Origin of the sequence: Paraburkholderia sp. RL17-368-BIF-A (genome assembly GCF_046054045.1) — a bacterium.
GTDB classification, from domain to species: Bacteria; Pseudomonadota; Gammaproteobacteria; order Burkholderiales; family Burkholderiaceae; genus Paraburkholderia; species Paraburkholderia graminis.
Map to the genome: position 1 here is coordinate 410,813 of NZ_JARESN010000003.1, position 16,775 is coordinate 427,587.

Below are 16,775 nucleotides of genomic sequence, written 5' to 3' on the forward strand. Positions count from 1 at the left end.
ATAACAAAATGCGCGGCCTCTTGTGCCGCTTCCGATCGATTCTGCAAACTTTCTTTTCAATTGCCGGGGCGTGAAGCGTTTTTGCGCATTCTCCGGCGCTTGCGCCGAATCTTCGCAGCCCCCCGCCCCTTCCTGCTAGACGGCGCGAACCTCGATGATCTTCGCTGCCTTCCCGGTGCGCTCAGCGAGACGCGTGCGGTCTTTCACCGCACCCGCCAACTGACCGCAGGCAGCGTCGATATCATCGCCGCGTGTTTTGCGCACGGTGGTGACGACGCCCGCGTCCATCAACACCTGTGCAAACCGCTTGATCTGTTCCGACTTCGAGCGCACGAGGCCCGATTCGGGGAACGGATTGAACGGAATCAGATTGAACTTGCATGGGACGTCGCGTGTGAGCGCGAGCAGCTCGCGCGCTTGCGCTTCGCTGTCGTTCACGCCGTCCAGCATGCAATATTCGAAGGTAATGAAATCGCGCGGCGCGACTTTCAGATAGCGCTGGCAAGCCGCCATCAATTCGCGCAGCGGGTATTTTTTGTTGAGCGGCACCAGCATGTCGCGCAGCGGATCGCTCGGCGCATGCAGCGATACCGCCAGCGCAACAGGCAGATCGGCGCCCAGCCGGTCCATCATGGGTACGACGCCCGAGGTCGACAGCGTGACGCGCCGGCGCGACAGGCCGTAGGCGTTGTCGTCGAGCATCAGGCGCATGGCGGGTACAACTGCGTCGTAGTTCAGAAGCGGCTCGCCCATGCCCATCATCACGACGTTCGTGACGACGCGCTCGCCCTTGCCTTCGCCGCCCACGGCGCGGCCGCCGGCCGCGCCGAGCGACGCGCGCAGCGCGAACTCGGCCATGCGCAACTGGCCGATGATTTCACCGGTGGTGAGATTGCGCGAGAAACCTTGCTTGCCGGTAGAGCAGAAACGGCAGTTCACCGCGCACCCCGCCTGCGACGACACGCAGAGCGTGCCGCGCGTTTCTTCCGGGATGAAAACGGTTTCGACCGCGTTGCTGTTGCCGACGTCGATCAGCCACTTGCGTGTGCCGTCGGTAGAAATATGGTCGCTGACGATGCCCGGCATCGAGATCGTGGCCCGCCCCTTGAGCTTTTCGCGCAAGGACTTCGCCAGATCGGTCATGCCGTCGAAGTCCGCAGCGTTGTACTGGTGGATCCAGCGCTGCAATTGTTTGGCGCGAAACGGCTTCTCGCCCAGGCTGTCGCAGTAAGCGACGAGCCCTTGGGCGTCGAGGTCGAGAAGGTTGACGGTGGAACTGCTCGTCATATCGAATCCTGCCATTTCAGTGCGAGACTGGTTCATGCAACAAGCTGCATGAACGCAAAACCGTTCGCGCCCATCCTGCTGCTTTTACCTTACTACTTTGCCCGGCGATTGGTGTGAATAAACGCATTGACTGCACCGGCCGCCGGGGCAATTCAGCATTAGCGCGAGTACACGTTCACTTGCGGGAAGAAGAACGCGATTTCAACTGCAGCCGTTTCAGCGGCGTCCGAACCGTGCACTGCGTTCGCGTCGATGCTGTCGGCGAAGTCGGCGCGGATCGTGCCCTTTTCGGCCTTCTTCGGGTCCGTTGCACCCATCAGGTCGCGGTGCTTCAGGACGGCGTTTTCGCCTTCCAGCACTTGGACGACCACCGGGCCGGAGATCATGAATTCGACCAGGTCCTTGAAGAACGGGCGTGCGGCGTGCACAGCGTAGAACTTCTCAGCATCGGCGCGCGACAGATGGACCATGCGCGAAGCCACGATCTTCAGGCCGGCGTTTTCGAAACGGCTGTAGATCTGGCCGATCACGTTCTTGGCCACTGCGTCCGGCTTGATAATGGACAGGGTGCGTTCGATCGCCATAAAAACTCCAAAAAATTAAGAGGTTACAGATTCAAATGAATCCGCTATTGTAGCATGTTCCCATGTATGATTGCGATTGAACCCTTACAGCATTGAAAGACTCCAAGCAGGAGTTTGTGAATGCTGGTAGCGTAGGCCGTGTAGGACTTTCAACGCACTTTTCGCAGCGTGAACGCATTGAAACTCCGGGCCATCGCACCGATCTTATGATCGGGTAGTTTGCGGCGGGCGGCGAACAGCGTCCGGCGCGGCGGCATATGGCAACAACGGGCAACAACGGCCACCACCGGGTAAGAACGCTGGGCAATCCGCTGACAACATCACGCAACACGCTTCTGACGTAAGGAGAGACCATGAACGATCATCCGTATAGCTTTGGCCGCACTGGCGCGGTCAGCACGGTCGAAACGCGTAACCGGGTGCTACGAAACACCTACTGGCTGCTGGCGCTGTCCATGATTCCGACAGTGCTCGGCGCGTGGGTGGGTCTCGCCACCGGTTTTTCGCTGTTCGCCGCCACCAGTCCCGCCATGAGCCTGCTGGCGTTCTTCGCGATCGCCTTCGGCTTCATGTTCGCGATCGAGAAAACAAAAAATAGCTCCGCGGGCGTGTTCGTGCTGCTGGGCTTCACGTTCTTCATGGGCCTGATGCTGTCGCGCATTCTGGGCTTCGTGCTGGGCTTCTCCAACGGCCCGTCGCTGATCATGCTCGCCTTTGGTGGCACCGGTGTGATCTTCGCGTCCATGGCGACCATCGCGACCGTGAGCAAGCGCGACTTCTCCGGTCTCGGCAAGTGGCTCTTCATGGGCGTGATCGTGCTGCTGCTGGCGTCGGTCGCGAACGTGTTCCTGCACCTGCCGGCGCTGATGCTCACGGTGTCCGTCATGGCGATCGTGATCTTCTCGGCGTACATGCTGTTCGACGTGCAGCGCGTCGTGAACGGCGGCGAGACGAACTACATCACCGCCGCGCTCGCGATCTATCTCGACCTGTACAACGTGTTCGTGAACCTGCTGGCGCTGCTCGGCATTTTCGGCGGCAACCGCAACTAAGGCTTCACACCTCGCACCTCGGCGGCGCTCAACGCGCCGGCCTGGTGGAAATCATGAAAAGCCCATAACGAGCGATCGTTATGGGCTTTTTTTACGCGTGCGATGACGATGCGCCCCGGCGACAAACCGCCGCGGCCCCGGACCTACTCGCGCATCACAAGCTGAGCCACTCGAATCCATCCGCCTGCGACGCGACCACCACCTCGGTCGCCGCGGCGCCGAGCACGCTCGCCATCGCGGCCTGCGCGAGTTCCGGCAGATTGTTCTGCTGACTCAAATGCGCAGCGACCAGATGACGCAGACGCGAGCGATCGAGCGAAGCCAGAATTTCGGCCGCCGCGTCGTTGTTCAAATGCCCGTGATTGCCGCCGATCCGCGCCTTCAGCGATTGCGGATAGCGGCTGCCGGCCAGCATGCGTACGTCGTGATTGCATTCGAGCACCAGCGCGTCGCAGCCGCTCAACACATTGCTGATATGAGGCGTGGACGTGCCGACGTCCGTCAGCACGCCAAGACGGCTCGCGCCATTCGAGAACACGTATTGCAACGGCTCGCGGGCGTCGTGAGGAACGGTGTAGGGAAGAACGCTCAGGTCGCCGATCGCCACCGCCTCGTCGCCCCACAGCACTTGCAGATCGACGTCGGCTTCATCGGCACCGACCGCGCGGGCCGTGCCCCAGCTCATGTAGAGCGGAATCGACCACTTGCGCGCCAGCGTCAACGCGCTGCCAATGTGGTCGCTGTGTTCGTGTGTGATCAGAACGGCGTCGAGCGCTTCGGCGCTCGAACCGAGCCGGTTCAGGCGCCGCTCGATTTCTTTCGCCGAGAAGCCGCAGTCGAGCAGCACGCGCGTGGTGGTTACGCCGCTTTGCGCCTCCACCAGCAACGCATTGCCTTCACTGCCGCTGCCAAGACTTGCGAACCGCACGGCCTGTTCAGTTCAGTTGCGCGTGCAGGAGCGTCACGAGGCGCTGCGCGTCGGACGAATTGTCGATCTGCCCGTTCGTGTCCAGCACCGCGACCTGCGTCACGGCGTCACCCTTCGGGCGCACGTTGACGAGGAACTGCTGACCAGGCTTCTTCGTCGAAGTGCCGCTGTAAAACAGCTTGCCGAGCAGCCCTTCCTTCTTCAGTTCCTGCATCGAATCGGCGTAGCGCACGTAGTAGATGCCCTTCTCGCGATCGCGGTTGTCGACCGTGAAGTTGGTGCGGTCGAGCGCCAGGCCCACGCGCAGCCACGCACGGTCAAACGATTCCTGCAGGTCGAGCGTCGACGCGCCGGCGCTCTTGTCAAGCGTGGCGGGAGCCGTGGCCGGACGCGCTTCCGTCAGCAATTGCTTCGACTGCTTTTCGGTGAGACCGAATTTCTGCATCAGCTTGGTCAGGAACAGCGCTTCGAGCGCCGGGTCGCGCGGACGCTCTTCCCAACGCGACGACGTCTTGTCCTGCCCCGTCAGCACTTCTTCCATCGCGCTATGCGTGACGGAAATGTCCGTGGTATCGGAAGGACCGCGCGACACGAGCGTGCGGAAACTGTCCCGCGTGCCCGACGAATAGGCGAAGTCGATCACTTTGCCCACCGTGCGGCGGAACCAGTCGTCCGGAATGTTGGCGCGGTTTTCCGCCCAGTCGGTCACCATGATGCCGGTGGCCGGCGCGTCGGTCTTCAGTGCGAAGCCGTTTTCCTGCCAGAACTCCTGCAGCTGCGGCCACAATTGTTCCGGCGAGCGGCCGTTGACCACCAGCCAGCGACGGTCGCCGTCGCGCTCGATGTGCATGCCGTACGGGTCTTGCGCGGTCGGCTGGCCTTCGGTCGAATTGCCGGCCGCCGTGACCGCGCGCTTGGTCGCGCCGCCCAACGCCAGATTGGCCGGCGGTGCAACGTAACGCTGATCAGTGCCGGTGGTGGTCAGGTCGCCGGGAATGGCGAGCGGCGGCGCGCTGCCCGCGGCCTTGTAATTCACACGATCGGAAGCGAACCAGTCGTTCAGGGTGTCACAGCCGGCGAGCGTCACCAGGGCAAGCGTCAGCGCCGCCATGCGGGTTGCGTGGAGGGAAAGTGCGGAACGTTTCATGAGGTCCTTCGTGATGCTGGAACGCGGTGCCTGGTTCTGGGTGCCGGGAACGTGGGCTGGATCGACGTCGGTTAAGGAAATGCCGGTGGCTGGGCGAGCGCTGACGGGTATGACAGGCCGCCCGGTTAGCCGAGCAGGCCCGCTTCGCGCAACGCGCCGCGCACCACTTCGTGGTATTGCGCGTCGAGCGGCGTGAGCGGCAGGCGGATGCCGCCCTGCACACGACCCAATTGCTGCAGTGCCCATTTCGCCGGAATCGGATTCGATTCGATGAACAGGTTCTTATGCAGCGACAAGAGCTTCAGATGAATTTCGCGCGCGGTCTTCGCGTCCGCCGCAAGCGCGGCCTTGCACAGCTCGCTCATGGCGCGCGGCGCGACGTTGGCCGTCACCGAGATATTGCCGTGGCCGCCGAGCAGCATCAACGCGATGGCGGTCGGATCGTCGCCGCTGTAAATGCCGAAATGCGCCGGCGCCGACTTGATCAGATGCGCGGCGCGATCGATATTGCCGGTCGCTTCCTTCACACCGATGATGCCCGGCACCTGCGCGCAACGCAGAATGGTCTCGTTGCTCATGTCCGCGACCGTGCGGCCCGGCACGTTGTACAGGATCACCGGCAGATCGACCGTTTCGGCGATCTTCACGAAATGACGGTAGATGCCTTCCTGCGTCGGCTTGTTGTAGTACGGCACGACCTGCAGCGTCGCGTTTGCGCCGACTTCCTTCGCCTCGCGCGTGAGCTCGATGGCTTCAGTCGTGGAATTGCCGCCCGAGCCCGCGATCACCGGAATCCGGCCCGCCGTGTGCTCGACCGCGGTCTTGACCATCAGCACATGTTCCTCGACGGAAAGCGTGGCCGATTCGCCGCTCGTACCGACCACCACGAGCGCATTCGTGCCCTCGGCGATATGCCAGTCGATCAGTTTGCAAAACGCCGGCAGGTCGAGGCTGCCGTCTTCGAGCATCGGGGTGATGATGGCAGGAATGCTGCCGCGAATCTGAACGCCGTCGTTGCCGGCGGTGTTGCCCGAGTGTGTGCCGTTAGTCATGAAACGCCATGAATTTGATCAGGTAAACCGCGATTGTAGCGGATTAGCCAGCCAACTCGTAACAAGGCGGGGGCGCCGCCTGCGCGGGGTTGTCTGAGCGGTCCGCCTCGAGAATGGCGCAGATGCGCTGGACGTAAGCCGGGCGTGGCTGCGCGAGAAAACCGTCCTTAAACGCGACCACCCGCAAGTGCCCGCGCACGACCTCGAGCAGCTCGCCTGGCGCGAGCAGGAACGCGGGGTTAGAGGGCTTGCCGACCGTTTCGTTTCCTTGCGCGAAGGTCTCGTAAACCAGTACGCCGCCGGGCGCGAGCGACGAAATCAGTTGGCCGAAAAGCGGCCGATGCAGATAGTTGGTGACGACGACCGCCGCGAACTTCTCGTCCGTGCGCAACGGCCACGGAGCGCCTTCGATGTCGGCGACAATCCGCGTGATGAGCGGTTCGTCGGCGAGCGCGTCGAGCGCGGCCGCGTCGCGGTCGATCGCGGTGACGGGATGCCCCAGCGACGCAAAGAAGCGCGCATGCCGCCCCGCACCCGAAGCGACGTCGAGCACCGCGCCGCCCGCCGCGACCAGATGCGCCCAATGACGCACCCAGCGCGACGGCTCGCCCAATCCATGCATGGCTGCGGCCGGCGTGCTCATGACGTGCGCGCCGCTCGTCAGTTGTACGACAGACCCATCGCCTCGCGCACGTCGCGCATCGTTTCCGTGGCGAAGCGGCGCGCCTTGTCGCAGCCGTCGGCGACGATCGCGCGCAACAGCGACGGGTCGTCCATGTACTTCTGCGCGCGCTCGAGCATCGGCTGCTGCTCGCGCAAGATGCCTTCGATCACCGGCTGCTTGCATTCGAGACAGCCAATGCCCGCCGACCGGCAGCCCTTCTGGACCCACTGGTGCGTGGTCTCGTCCGTGTAGACCTGGTGCAACTGCCACACCGGGCACTTGTCCGGATCGCCCGGATCGGTGCGGCGCACGCGGGCCGGATCGGTCGGCATGGTGCGCACTTTCTTCGTGATGGTCTCGGCATCTTCGCGCAGACCGATCGTGTTGCCGTACGACTTCGACATCTTCTGGCCGTCGAGACCCGGCATGCGCGACGCTTCGGTCAGCATGGCCTGCGGCTCGACCAGAATGATCTTGCGCGAGCCTTCGAGATAGCCGAACAGGCGCTCGCGGTCGCTCATCGACAGGCTTTGCGATTCCTGCAACATCGCGCGAGCCTGCTCGAGCGCCTCGTCGTCGCCTTCCTGCTGATAGGCGTTGCGCAGTTCGTGATACAGCTTCGCGCGCTTGCCGCCGAGCTTCTTCGCGGCTTCGTTCGCCTTGTCCTCGAAATCCGCCTCGCGGCCGTACAGATAGTTAAAACGCCGCGCGATTTCACGCGTCATTTCGACGTGCGGCACCTGGTCTTCGCCGACCGGCACGAGCGACGCGCGATACAGCAGAATGTCCGCCGCCATCAGCACCGGATAGCCGAGAAAGCCGTACGTGGACAGATCCTTGTCCTTCAGCTTTTCCTGCTGCTCCTTGTAGGTCGGCACGCGTTCGAGCCAGCCCAGCGGCGTGCTCATGCCGAGCAGCAGCGATAGCTCCGCATGCTCGGGCACGCGGCTCTGGATGAACAGCGTGGCCTGCGCCGGGTCGATACCGGAGGCGAGCCAGTCGATCAGCACCTCCCAGACGTTTTTCTCGATGACCTCGGGCGTTTCGTAGTGGGTCGTCAGCGCGTGCCAGTCGACGACAGCGAAGAAGCACGGGTATTCGGACTGCAGCCGCACCCAGTTTTTCAGCACGCCGTGATAGTGGCCGAGGTGCAGCGACCCGGTGGGCCGCATGCCGGAGAAGATACGGTCTGGGAACATGATTATTTAGAAAAGCGAAACAAGTGGAGTCAGGATTGCGGTGATGCCGCTGTAGCCGAGCGCGACGAGCGGGCTCAACCAGTAGCGCGTCAGCGTGCCCGTCATGACCAGCGCCATGACGATAAAAAAGCCATACGGTTCGAGGCGCGACAGCGCGATGGCCTGGCGCGGCGGCAACAGCGCCATCAGCACGCGGCCGCCGTCGAGCGGCGGCAGCGGGAACAGATTCAGCACGCCGAGCACCAGATTCACGCCGACGCCCGCGCCCGCCATGCGCGTGAAGAACGGTTCGTCGACGGCCATCACGGCGAGCGCCACGCCGAACAGGCCCCAGATCAGCGCCTGGACGAAGTTGCACCCCGGCCCGGCGGCCGCGACCCACAGGCTGCCCCAACGCGGATTGCGCAGATTGCCGAACGCGACCGGCACCGGCTTCGCATAGCCGAACATGAACGCGCCGCTCGTGGCGAAGTACAGCAGCAACGGAATGGCGATCGTGCCGAGCGGGTCGATGTGCCGCATCGGATTGATCGAAACGCGGCCGAGCACGTAGGCCGTATTGTCGCCGAGCCAGCGCGCGACGTAACCATGCGCGGCCTCGTGCAGCGTGATGGCGAAGATCACCGGCAACGCGTAGACCGCGATGGTTTGTATCAGGGAAGAATCCATAACTCGCTATTGTAACAATGCGATTGCGTGCGTCTGTCCGCTTTCGCTCATGCCGTCTCTTCGAGACCGAATGGCGCGAGAGAACCGCGCCCTGCCCGCACCAGCACCGGCTCGTCGCCGGTCAGATCGATCACCGTGGACGGCTCGCACACGCAAGCCCCGCCGTCGATCACGAGATCCAGTTGTTTTTCGAGCCGCGCGCGGATTTCCTCGGGCTCGTTGAGCGGCGCCGTTTCGCCCGGCAGAATCAGCGTCGAGCCGAGCAGCGGCTGGCCAAGTTCGCCGAGAATCGCGAGCGTGATCGCATGGTCCGGCACGCGCAAGCCGATCGTCTTGCGCGACGGATGCGAGAGCCGCCGCGGCACTTCCTTCGTGGCCTGAAGCACGAACACATAAGGCCCCGGCGTCACCGATTTGATGAGTCGGTACTGACGGTTGTCCACCATCGCGAAGTTCGCGAGTTCCGACAGATCGCGCACCAGCAGCGACAGCAACTGCTTCTCGTCGAGCCCGCGAATCCGGCGCAGGCGCTCCACGGCGTCCTTGTCGTCGAGATGGCACGCGAGCGCGTAGCTCGAGTCGGTCGGCAAGGCGACCACGCCGCCGTCGTTGATGATCTGCACGGCCTGCTTCACGAGGCGCGGCTGCGGGTTATCGGGATGAAGCCGGAAGTATTGGGACATGGCGGCTAACGATGGCGACGGAGAGACAACGGTTTATAGCGCGGCTCAAGGCAAAACGACCGTGGACCGTGCGAGGCGAACGCGGACTTGACGAGCGGGAACGCGAGCGCGCCGGATTCCCGGCTCGCACACGACGTGCCGCGTCGGCACGGCGCGCGTTCACAGCCAGCGTTCCCAGACGGGCTTGAGATCGGAAGGAAGCGGCGGCAGCGTGCCCAGTTCGACACGCCCCTCGCCCGGCGCATGAAAATCCGACCCGCGCGACGCCTCGAACCCGAAGCGGCGTGCGACGTCGGCGTATTCGCGGTATTGATCGGGCGTGTGGCTGCCCGTGACGACTTCGATTGCCTTGCCGCCGAGGTCGATGAATTCGGCGAAAAACGCGTCGAATTCTGTCGGCGAGTACGCGTAACGGCCCGGATGGGCAACGATTGCCTCGCCGCCGGCCGCCTTGATCCAGCCGACCGCGTCGGCCAGTTTCGACCAGCGGTGCGCCACATAGCCGGGTTTGCCGTCGCCGAGATAGCGGTTGAATACGTCTTGCGTGGACGCGGCGTAGCCGCTTTCGACGAGGAAGCGCGCGAAATGCGTACGCGAAATCATGTCCGGGTTCGACACGTACTTGAGCGCGCCTTGATACGCGTCGGGAATGCCGAGCGTGGCCAGTTGCTCGCCGATCGCCTCGGCGCGCGCCGCGCGGCCGTTGCGCGTGCGCGCGAGGCCGTCGATCAGCACCGAGCTGGTCGGGTCGATGCCGAGCCCGACGATGTGAACGGTACGCGCCGCCCACGTCACCGAAATTTCGACGCCGCTCAGATAGTCCATGCCGAGTTCCGCGGCGGCTTCACGCGCTTCCTGCTGGCCGCCGAGTTCGTCGTGATCGGTCAGCGCCCACAAGGTCACGCCCCCCGCATGCGCACGGCGCGCGACATCGGCCGGCGCGAACTGGCCGTCGGAAACGGTGGAGTGACAGTGGAGGTCGGCGTTCATCATCGTCTGGAGAAGGTTTGCAGCCATTTTACTGCAACGCAGTAAGTGGACGCAGAGCAAATCTCGTAGGCGATTGCTCCGGCGGCGTCGCTGCGACGCTCGCGCCGGTGCAGTGCCGCCCTTGCCGGCGCTACGCGCAGAATCCCTCGATCAGCGCCGCCACCTGTTCCGGCTGATCGTGGTGCACCATGTGCCCCGCTTCGTCGATGAACTTCTCGCGCCAGTCGGCAAATGCCTGGAAACGCGCCTTGAATTCGTCGAGCGGAATCTCGCCGGCCAGTGTCGCGAGCGTCGGCGAATTGGCGGCTTCGACATGCAGCACTTTCGCGCTCACCTTGCGCCAGACGGCCATGACCTCGTCGAGCCGGTACAGCGTCGGGCCGCGCAGTTTGTGCGCCGGGTCGGCGAGCAGCATGAAACGCCCTTCGCCGTCGGGCTTCGACCAGTGCTTCGCGAGGAACTCCGCGCGGGCCGGGGCGAGCCGCGGATTCGTCTTGATGAGGCGCCCGGCGACTTCATCGAGCGATGCGTAGCGCTTGAGTTGCGGCGGATCGCGCGACTCGTCCAGCCAGTTCTGCAGACGCTTCGGGGCTTGCGCCGGGTGCGCGGGCGCGAGTCCGAAGCCTTCCAGATCGACCACCCGCCGCACGCGCTCGGGGCGCGCGCCCGCATACAGGCAGACGACGTTCGCGCCAAGGCTATGCCCGACGAGATTCACCTGGCCGGTCGGCGCGTAGTGGTCGAGCAGCGCGTCGAGATCGGCAAGGTAATCGTGGAACCAGTAATGGCCGCCGCCGCTTTGCGCCACCGGCCAGTCGGACAGGCCAAAGCCGCGCATGTCCGGAGCGATGACCTGCCAGTCGCCGCCGAGCGCATCCACGACGAACTGGAACGACGCGGCGACGTCCATCCAGCCGTGCAGCATGAACAGCATCGGCGCGTCGGGATGGCCCCAGCGCCGCACATGCAGACGGATGCCTCGGACGGCGACGAACTCGGAGCGGGAAGTATTCATGGTCGGAGGCCCGCCAAAAAAAAGAATGATCGTTCGATTATAACGAGATAGGCGGGCGATGGGCGGCGCCCGAGTGCGGACTAACTCAGTCGCGTGGAGACGCCCTACTTTTGCGGATCGTCCACGTCGAGGCCCGCCAGCGCCGCCAGTTCCGCCAGTTCCGCGTCGTCAAAACCCGCATCGCGGCGCGCCTCGAAATTGAACGGACCACGCAATTTCGGCGCGTGATACTGGTCGGCGAGGCGCGTGTAGGTCGTGTGCGGGTCCAGCCCGCCTTCGTCGCACAAATGACGAAACCAGCGATTGCCGATCAGCACGTGGCCGATTTCGTCGCGCAGAATCACGTCGAGAATCGACGCCGAAGCGTCGTCTCCCGCCTGCTGCAGACGCGCGCGGATCGGCGGCGACGCATCGAGGCCGCGTGCTTCGAGCGTGCGCGGCACGAGCGCCATGCGCGCGAGCACGTCGCCACGGGTGCGCTCGCACATGTCCCACAGGCCGTCGTGCGCGGGAAAGTCGCCGTACGCATGGCCGTAGTCCGCGAGCCGCGCGGACAGTAGCGAGAAGTGGTACGCCTCTTCGGCGGCGACTTTCAGCCAGTCGGTGTAGAAAGCGGCGGGCATGCCGGCGAAGCGCCACACGGCGTCGAGCGCCAGGTTGATCGCGTTGAATTCGATGTGGGCGAGCGCGTGCAGCAATACCGAGCGACCTTGAGGCGATTGCATGCTGCGCCGCCCGAGCTTGCGCGGCTCGACGAGTTCCGGACGCGCGGGCCGGCCGGGCAATTCCGGCGGTTCGTCGAGTGTGATATTGGCGATACACGGCAGGCTGCCGTCGAGCACCGCTGCGTAGAGCGCGCGCGCGGCGTTTGCCTTGGTCGCCGGATCGGGTTCGCGCAGCGCGGCAAGCGCCGCTGTGCGCGCGCAAAGCGCGTCGTCGCCCATGTCAGACGCGGACTGAACGGACGAAGCGGACGAAGCGGACGAAGCGGACGAAGCGGACGAAGCGGACGAAGCGGCGGACATCATGGCAGCGTGATCGGTAGAGGGAAGTGAGAGCGACGGAGGTCGACGGACGTTTAAGGGCAGCGCGCGCCTGTCGCGGGCAAACAGCGAACGGAGCTGGCGTCGGTCGGGTCACAAGCGCAGTGGCTACCGCCGCTTGCAGGTCTGACGGCATGGCCGCACTGGCCGCTTGTGTCCGCACGCGGCAACACCATGCAACAGCAACCCGCCAGACCCACCAAACCGCGCCCACCACCCCGCATATCGCACGAAGCGGCCGAACCACACAACCGTTTACAATACTCGATTCGACGCTCGCGAGAGCCCAAAGCGCCTCGCAGCAGCCAACGAAAAGCCGTCAAACCCGACACGCCGCGAGCCGTCCGCACGCCCGGCGACCGATCCGACCGATCCACGAGGAGACAACGTGACCATTTACAAGCTTGGCGACGCCGCACCGAACATCCACGAAAGCGTGTTCGTCGCGGATTCCGCGACCATCATCGGGAACGTGACGCTGGAGGAAAATTCGAGCGTCTGGTTCGGCGCGACGCTGCGCGGCGACAACGAGCCGATCACGCTCGGCGCGGGCAGCAACATCCAGGAAAACGCAGTGTTGCACACCGATCCGGGCTTTCCGCTGACCATCGAGGCCAACGTGACAATCGGCCATCAGGTCATGCTGCACGGCTGCACGATCAAGGAAGGCGCGCTGATCGGAATTCAGGCGGTGGTCTTGAATGGCGCGGTAATCGGCCGCAACTGTCTGGTCGGAGCGGGCGCCATCGTGACCGAAGGCAAAGTGTTTCCCGACAATTCGCTGATTCTCGGCGCGCCCGCGAAAGTGGTGCGCGAACTGACCGACGCGGACATCGCCAACATGCAGCGCGGCACGGCAAGTTACGCCGAGCGCCGCGAGTATTTCAAGGCGCAGCTCGTGCGTATCGGCTAACCGGCCGGGCGCGCGGCGCGCACGGCGTGTGCAGGGCATCTCGCCGTGCCGCGCCATTCGACAGAGGAAAAGTTGTGAGCGACCAGTTGCAAAAATTCATGTTCAGCGCGGCGCCGGTGCGCGGCGAAATCGTTTCGCTGCGCAATACATGGCAGGAGGTGCTGACGCGCCGCCAGTATCCGGCGCCCGTGCGGACGATTCTCGGCGAGATGATGGCCGCGTGCGCGCTGCTGTCCGCGAATCTGAAGTTCGACGGCACGCTGATCATGCAGATTTTCGGCGACGGCCCGGTCAAGATGCTGGTGGTTCAATGCAGCTCCGACCTGTCGATGCGCGCCACCGCCAAACTTTCCGGCGACGAAGACAGCGTGATCGGCGAGACGACGTCGATGATCGAATTGCTCAACGCAAGCGGTCACGGCCGCTGCGTGATCACGCTCGATCCGCGCGACAAGAAGCCGGGGCAGCAGCCGTATCAGAGCATCGTGCCGCTGTCGGGCGAAAACGGGCCGCTCGAGTCGATGGCCGAAGTGCTCGAACACTACATGCATCACTCCGAGCAGCTCGACACGCGCCTGTGGCTCGCGGCCAATTCGGAGCGCGCGGTCGGCATGCTGCTGCAAAAGCTTCCCGGTGACGGCGGCATCGTCCCGCATCCCGGCGAACTGGACGCGGATACATGGGAGCGCGTCTGCACGCTTGGCGGCACGCTGTCGCAAGACGAACTGCTGAAGGAAGAACCGGAGACGGTGTTCCGGCGCCTCTTCTGGCAGGAGAACGTCCAGCATTTCGAGCCGGCCAGCGCCCGTTTCGAATGCACCTGCTCGCGCGAAAAAGTCGGCTCGATGCTGAAGATGCTGGGTCGCGACGAAGTGGACGGCGTGATCGCCGAGCGCGGCCACGTGGAGATTCATTGCGAGTTCTGCAATCAGCGGTACGAGTTCGACCCCGTCGACGTGGCGCAACTTTTTTTCGCCAATGCACTCTCACAAGGTGTGACGCCGGCTGCTGAACAACGGCATTGAAGCGGTCGGCGGGTGGGCGCTTTGCGGGTTCGTTTAATGTCCGCAGAGCGTCCACTTAGTGTCTGCTCAATGTCCGCTTAGACTGCGCTGACGTATCGACCGATCGAGATTCAACATGAGCATTCCCACTTCATTGCCGCGTCCCGCGCGCACGCTTGCCGTGTTGACGGCGCTCGCCGGCCTCACCGCATTGACCGGTTGCATGATGGACCCGCCGGGTCCCTCGCCCATTTATAGCCGGCTGCCCGCCGACCAGTCGGGCATGGCCAGCACCGCACAACCGCTGACGCCGGCCGAGCGCGAGCGTTACGACGCAATCGACCGGCAGGTCATGGCCGAGCAGAACCAGGCCATCGCCGCCGAAAACGCCGCGCAAGCGTGGTCGCGTTATTACAGCCCGCGTGTGCCCGTCAGCGTGTACGGCAGCTACTACGGCGGTGGATGGGGACACGGCTGGGGCACCGGCGTCGGCATCGGCTATGGGTCGTACTGGGGCTGGTGATCCAGTGGCAGGTGCAATGCGGCAGAGCCGTCGTTCCGGTCGTCGAATGTGCGGCCCAAAATGCAAAAAGGCGCGGTTCACAGACCGCGCCTTTTTTTGTCTACCTCTCGACGCCCTAGTCAGTGCGCCGGCTTCTTCTCTTTCGCCGCCTTGCTGCCGTGCTTACGCTCGGGCTTCGCGCGCGACTCCGGATTCGGCACCACATGCAGCGGCGCGGCCGACACCTCGCCGCGTGTCGACGCACTAGTCGACGGCGCGTTCGCCGTCGGCAACGGCGCATTCGGCGACACGAACTGCACGAACACTTCGCCGTCCTTGACCATGCCCATCTCGTAGCGGGCGCGCTCTTCGACGGCAGCCGTGCCGTTCTGCAGATCCTGCACCTCGCCTTGAATACGCTCGTTGCGCAGCTTCGCGTCGGCGTTCTTTTGTATCTGCTGCGCGAGCTGCTGCTGCAGTTCGTGGACGCGCAACCACCCGCCGTGGCCCCACCACAGCGGGTACTGGATCAACGCCAGCAGAACGATCAGTACAGCAGTGACGAGCCGCATGAAGTAAGCACAATAAATACGCGCCGCCCTGCGCTTTACGCAGGGCGGCGAGGTCAATCAGACACGAGGAAGAACCGGCTCATCGGTCAGCGCTAAAAAGTCCACTCACAACCATTAGCGCAGATTGTAGAACGCCGACTTGCCCGGATAGCTGGCGATATCACCGAGGTCTTCTTCGATACGCAGCAGCTGGTTGTACTTCGAGATGCGATCCGAACGCGACAGCGAACCCGTCTTGATCTGGCCGGCGTTCAGGCCGACGGCGATGTCCGCGATCGTCGAGTCTTCCGTCTCACCCGAGCGATGCGAGATGACAGCCGTATAGCCCGCGCGCTTCGCCATTTCGATTGCGGCGAACGTTTCGGTCAGCGTGCCGATCTGGTTGATCTTGATGAGGATCGAGTTCGCGATGCCCTTCTCGATGCCTTCCTTCAGGATGCGCGTGTTGGTGACGAACAGATCGTCGCCGACGAGCTGAATCTTCTTGCCGAGCTTTTCGGTCAGCAGCTTCCAGCCTTCCCAGTCGCCTTCGTGCATGCCGTCTTCAATCGACACGATCGGGAACTTGTCGGCCAGCGTCGCGAGATAGTCCGCAAATTCCGCCGACGACAGTTGCAGGCCTTCGCCGGCCAACTGGTATTTGCCGTCGTGGTAGAACTCGCTCGCTGCGCAGTCGAGCGCGAGCAGCACGTCTTCACCGGCGCGGTAGCCGGCTTTCTCGATAGCTTGCAGGATGGTCGACAGGCACTCGTCGTTGCTGCCGAAGTTCGGCGCGAAGCCGCCTTCGTCGCCCACTGCCGTGCTCATGCCGCGGTCCGACAGAATCTTCTTCAGCGCGTGGAACACTTCGGCGCCGCAGCGCAGTGCTTCGCGGAAGGTCGGCTGGCTGACCGGCACGATCATGAATTCCTGGATGTCCAGGCTGTTGTTCGCGTGCGCGCCGCCGTTGACGATGTTCATCATCGGCACCGGCAGTTGCATCGCGCCCGAGCCGCCGAAGTAGCGGTAGAGCGGCAGGCCGGCTTCTTCAGCAGCAGCCTTCGCGACGGCCATCGAAACAGCCAGCATCGCGTTCGCGCCGAGGCGCGACTTGTTGTCCGTGCCGTCGAGTTCCAGCAGCGTCTTGTCGAGGAAAGCCTGCTCGGAAGCGTCGAGGCCCATGATCGCTTCGGAGATTTCGGTGTTGATGTGCTCGACAGCCTTCAGCACACCCTTGCCGCCGTAGCGGCCGGTTTCGCCGTCGCGCAACTCGATTGCTTCGCGCGAACCGGTGGACGCGCCCGACGGCACCGCGGCGCGGCCCATCGTGCCCGACTCGAGCAGTACGTCGCATTCGACGGTGGGGTTGCCTCGCGAATCGAGAATCTCTCGACCGATGATATCTACGATAGCACTCATGGTTTCCTCAAGAAATGACGATGAATTCTTTACAGCGACACGGTGTCGATATGCAAGCCGGCACGCGGCGAAC

18 protein-coding genes are annotated in these 16,775 nt (G+C 63.8%); 4 read left to right on the forward strand and 14 right to left on the reverse strand.

Going from position 1 to position 16,775, the window contains the following annotated elements:
* Window positions 1-135: 135 nt before the first annotated feature.
* Together rlmN and ndk are read right to left on the reverse strand one after the other, a co-directional pair.
* On the reverse strand, window positions 136-1,287 hold the full coding sequence (gene rlmN / locus P0D87_RS07795) for a dual-specificity RNA methyltransferase RlmN (protein WP_029967454.1): 1,152 nt from the start codon (window positions 1,285-1,287) through the stop codon (window positions 136-138).
* Between the two features lie 158 nt (window positions 1,288-1,445).
* A complete protein-coding gene (gene ndk / locus P0D87_RS07800) occupies window positions 1,446-1,871 on the reverse strand; it encodes a nucleoside-diphosphate kinase (protein ID WP_006051306.1) in 426 nt (141 codons plus the stop codon).
* Between the two features lie 353 nt (window positions 1,872-2,224).
* On the opposite strand from ndk, the gene P0D87_RS07805 reads away from it, so the two are divergent.
* A complete protein-coding gene (locus tag P0D87_RS07805) occupies window positions 2,225-2,923 on the forward strand; it encodes a Bax inhibitor-1/YccA family protein (RefSeq protein WP_006051305.1) in 699 nt (232 codons plus the stop codon).
* Between the two features lie 154 nt (window positions 2,924-3,077).
* On the opposite strand, the gene P0D87_RS07810 is transcribed toward P0D87_RS07805, so the two are convergent.
* The 10 genes from P0D87_RS07810 to P0D87_RS07855 all read right to left on the reverse strand — a co-directional run bounded on the left by P0D87_RS07810 (window position 3,078) and on the right by P0D87_RS07855 (window position 12,298).
* Window positions 3,078-3,851: an MBL fold metallo-hydrolase gene (locus P0D87_RS07810; RefSeq protein WP_053858430.1), complete on the reverse strand. Its 774-nt coding sequence runs from the start codon at window positions 3,849-3,851 to the stop codon at window positions 3,078-3,080.
* A gap of 7 nt (window positions 3,852-3,858) precedes the next feature.
* Window positions 3,859-4,998 (reverse strand): NlpB/DapX family lipoprotein, encoded by a 1,140-nt coding sequence (gene bamC / locus P0D87_RS07815; RefSeq protein WP_053858431.1) that lies wholly within the window; start codon window positions 4,996-4,998, stop codon window positions 3,859-3,861.
* Window positions 4,999-5,123: 125 nt separating this feature from the next.
* Window positions 5,124-6,050, reverse strand: a complete 927-nt coding sequence (gene dapA, locus P0D87_RS07820; protein WP_053858432.1) for a 4-hydroxy-tetrahydrodipicolinate synthase — start codon at window positions 6,048-6,050, stop codon at window positions 5,124-5,126.
* Window positions 6,051-6,093: 43 nt separating this feature from the next.
* A complete protein-coding gene (locus P0D87_RS07825) occupies window positions 6,094-6,693 on the reverse strand; it encodes a class I SAM-dependent methyltransferase (protein ID WP_053858433.1) in 600 nt (199 codons plus the stop codon).
* Window positions 6,694-6,710: 17 nt separating this feature from the next.
* Entirely contained in the window at window positions 6,711-7,913 is a 1,203-nt protein-coding gene (locus P0D87_RS07830) for a tryptophan--tRNA ligase (RefSeq protein ID WP_006051300.1), read from the reverse strand.
* Window positions 7,914-7,919: 6 nt separating this feature from the next.
* Complete coding sequence (locus P0D87_RS07835) at window positions 7,920-8,582, reverse strand: site-2 protease family protein (protein WP_006051299.1); 663 nt, start codon at window positions 8,580-8,582, stop codon at window positions 7,920-7,922.
* A 47-nt stretch (window positions 8,583-8,629) separates the two neighbouring features.
* Entirely contained in the window at window positions 8,630-9,265 is a 636-nt protein-coding gene (locus P0D87_RS07840) for an L-threonylcarbamoyladenylate synthase (RefSeq protein WP_006051298.1), read from the reverse strand.
* A 159-nt stretch (window positions 9,266-9,424) separates the two neighbouring features.
* Window positions 9,425-10,255: a 3',5'-nucleoside bisphosphate phosphatase gene (locus P0D87_RS07845; RefSeq protein ID WP_044021762.1), complete on the reverse strand. Its 831-nt coding sequence runs from the start codon at window positions 10,253-10,255 to the stop codon at window positions 9,425-9,427.
* A 130-nt stretch (window positions 10,256-10,385) separates the two neighbouring features.
* On the reverse strand, window positions 10,386-11,270 hold the full coding sequence (locus P0D87_RS07850; protein ID WP_029967461.1) for an alpha/beta fold hydrolase: 885 nt from the start codon (window positions 11,268-11,270) through the stop codon (window positions 10,386-10,388).
* Window positions 11,271-11,374: 104 nt separating this feature from the next.
* Window positions 11,375-12,298: a ferritin-like domain-containing protein gene (locus P0D87_RS07855; RefSeq protein WP_053858434.1), complete on the reverse strand. Its 924-nt coding sequence runs from the start codon at window positions 12,296-12,298 to the stop codon at window positions 11,375-11,377.
* A 403-nt stretch (window positions 12,299-12,701) separates the two neighbouring features.
* Between P0D87_RS07855 and P0D87_RS07860 the strand changes: the two genes are divergently transcribed.
* From P0D87_RS07860 to P0D87_RS07870, 3 genes are all read left to right on the forward strand, one after another.
* Window positions 12,702-13,226 (forward strand): gamma carbonic anhydrase family protein, encoded by a 525-nt coding sequence (locus tag P0D87_RS07860; RefSeq protein ID WP_006051294.1) that lies wholly within the window; start codon window positions 12,702-12,704, stop codon window positions 13,224-13,226.
* 74 nt (window positions 13,227-13,300) lie between these two features.
* On the forward strand, window positions 13,301-14,251 hold the full coding sequence (gene hslO / locus P0D87_RS07865; protein ID WP_006051293.1) for an Hsp33 family molecular chaperone HslO: 951 nt from the start codon (window positions 13,301-13,303) through the stop codon (window positions 14,249-14,251).
* A 115-nt stretch (window positions 14,252-14,366) separates the two neighbouring features.
* A complete protein-coding gene (locus tag P0D87_RS07870) occupies window positions 14,367-14,753 on the forward strand; it encodes a hypothetical protein (protein WP_029967468.1) in 387 nt (128 codons plus the stop codon).
* A gap of 119 nt (window positions 14,754-14,872) precedes the next feature.
* Here the strand turns inward: P0D87_RS07870 and ftsB are convergent, their stop codons facing one another.
* On the reverse strand, window positions 14,873-15,304 hold the full coding sequence (ftsB, locus tag P0D87_RS07875; RefSeq protein WP_006051291.1) for a cell division protein FtsB: 432 nt from the start codon (window positions 15,302-15,304) through the stop codon (window positions 14,873-14,875).
* 114 nt (window positions 15,305-15,418) lie between these two features.
* Window positions 15,419-16,702 (reverse strand): phosphopyruvate hydratase, encoded by a 1,284-nt coding sequence (gene eno, locus P0D87_RS07880; protein ID WP_053858435.1) that lies wholly within the window; start codon window positions 16,700-16,702, stop codon window positions 15,419-15,421.
* Between the last annotated feature and the right edge of the window lie 73 nt (window positions 16,703-16,775).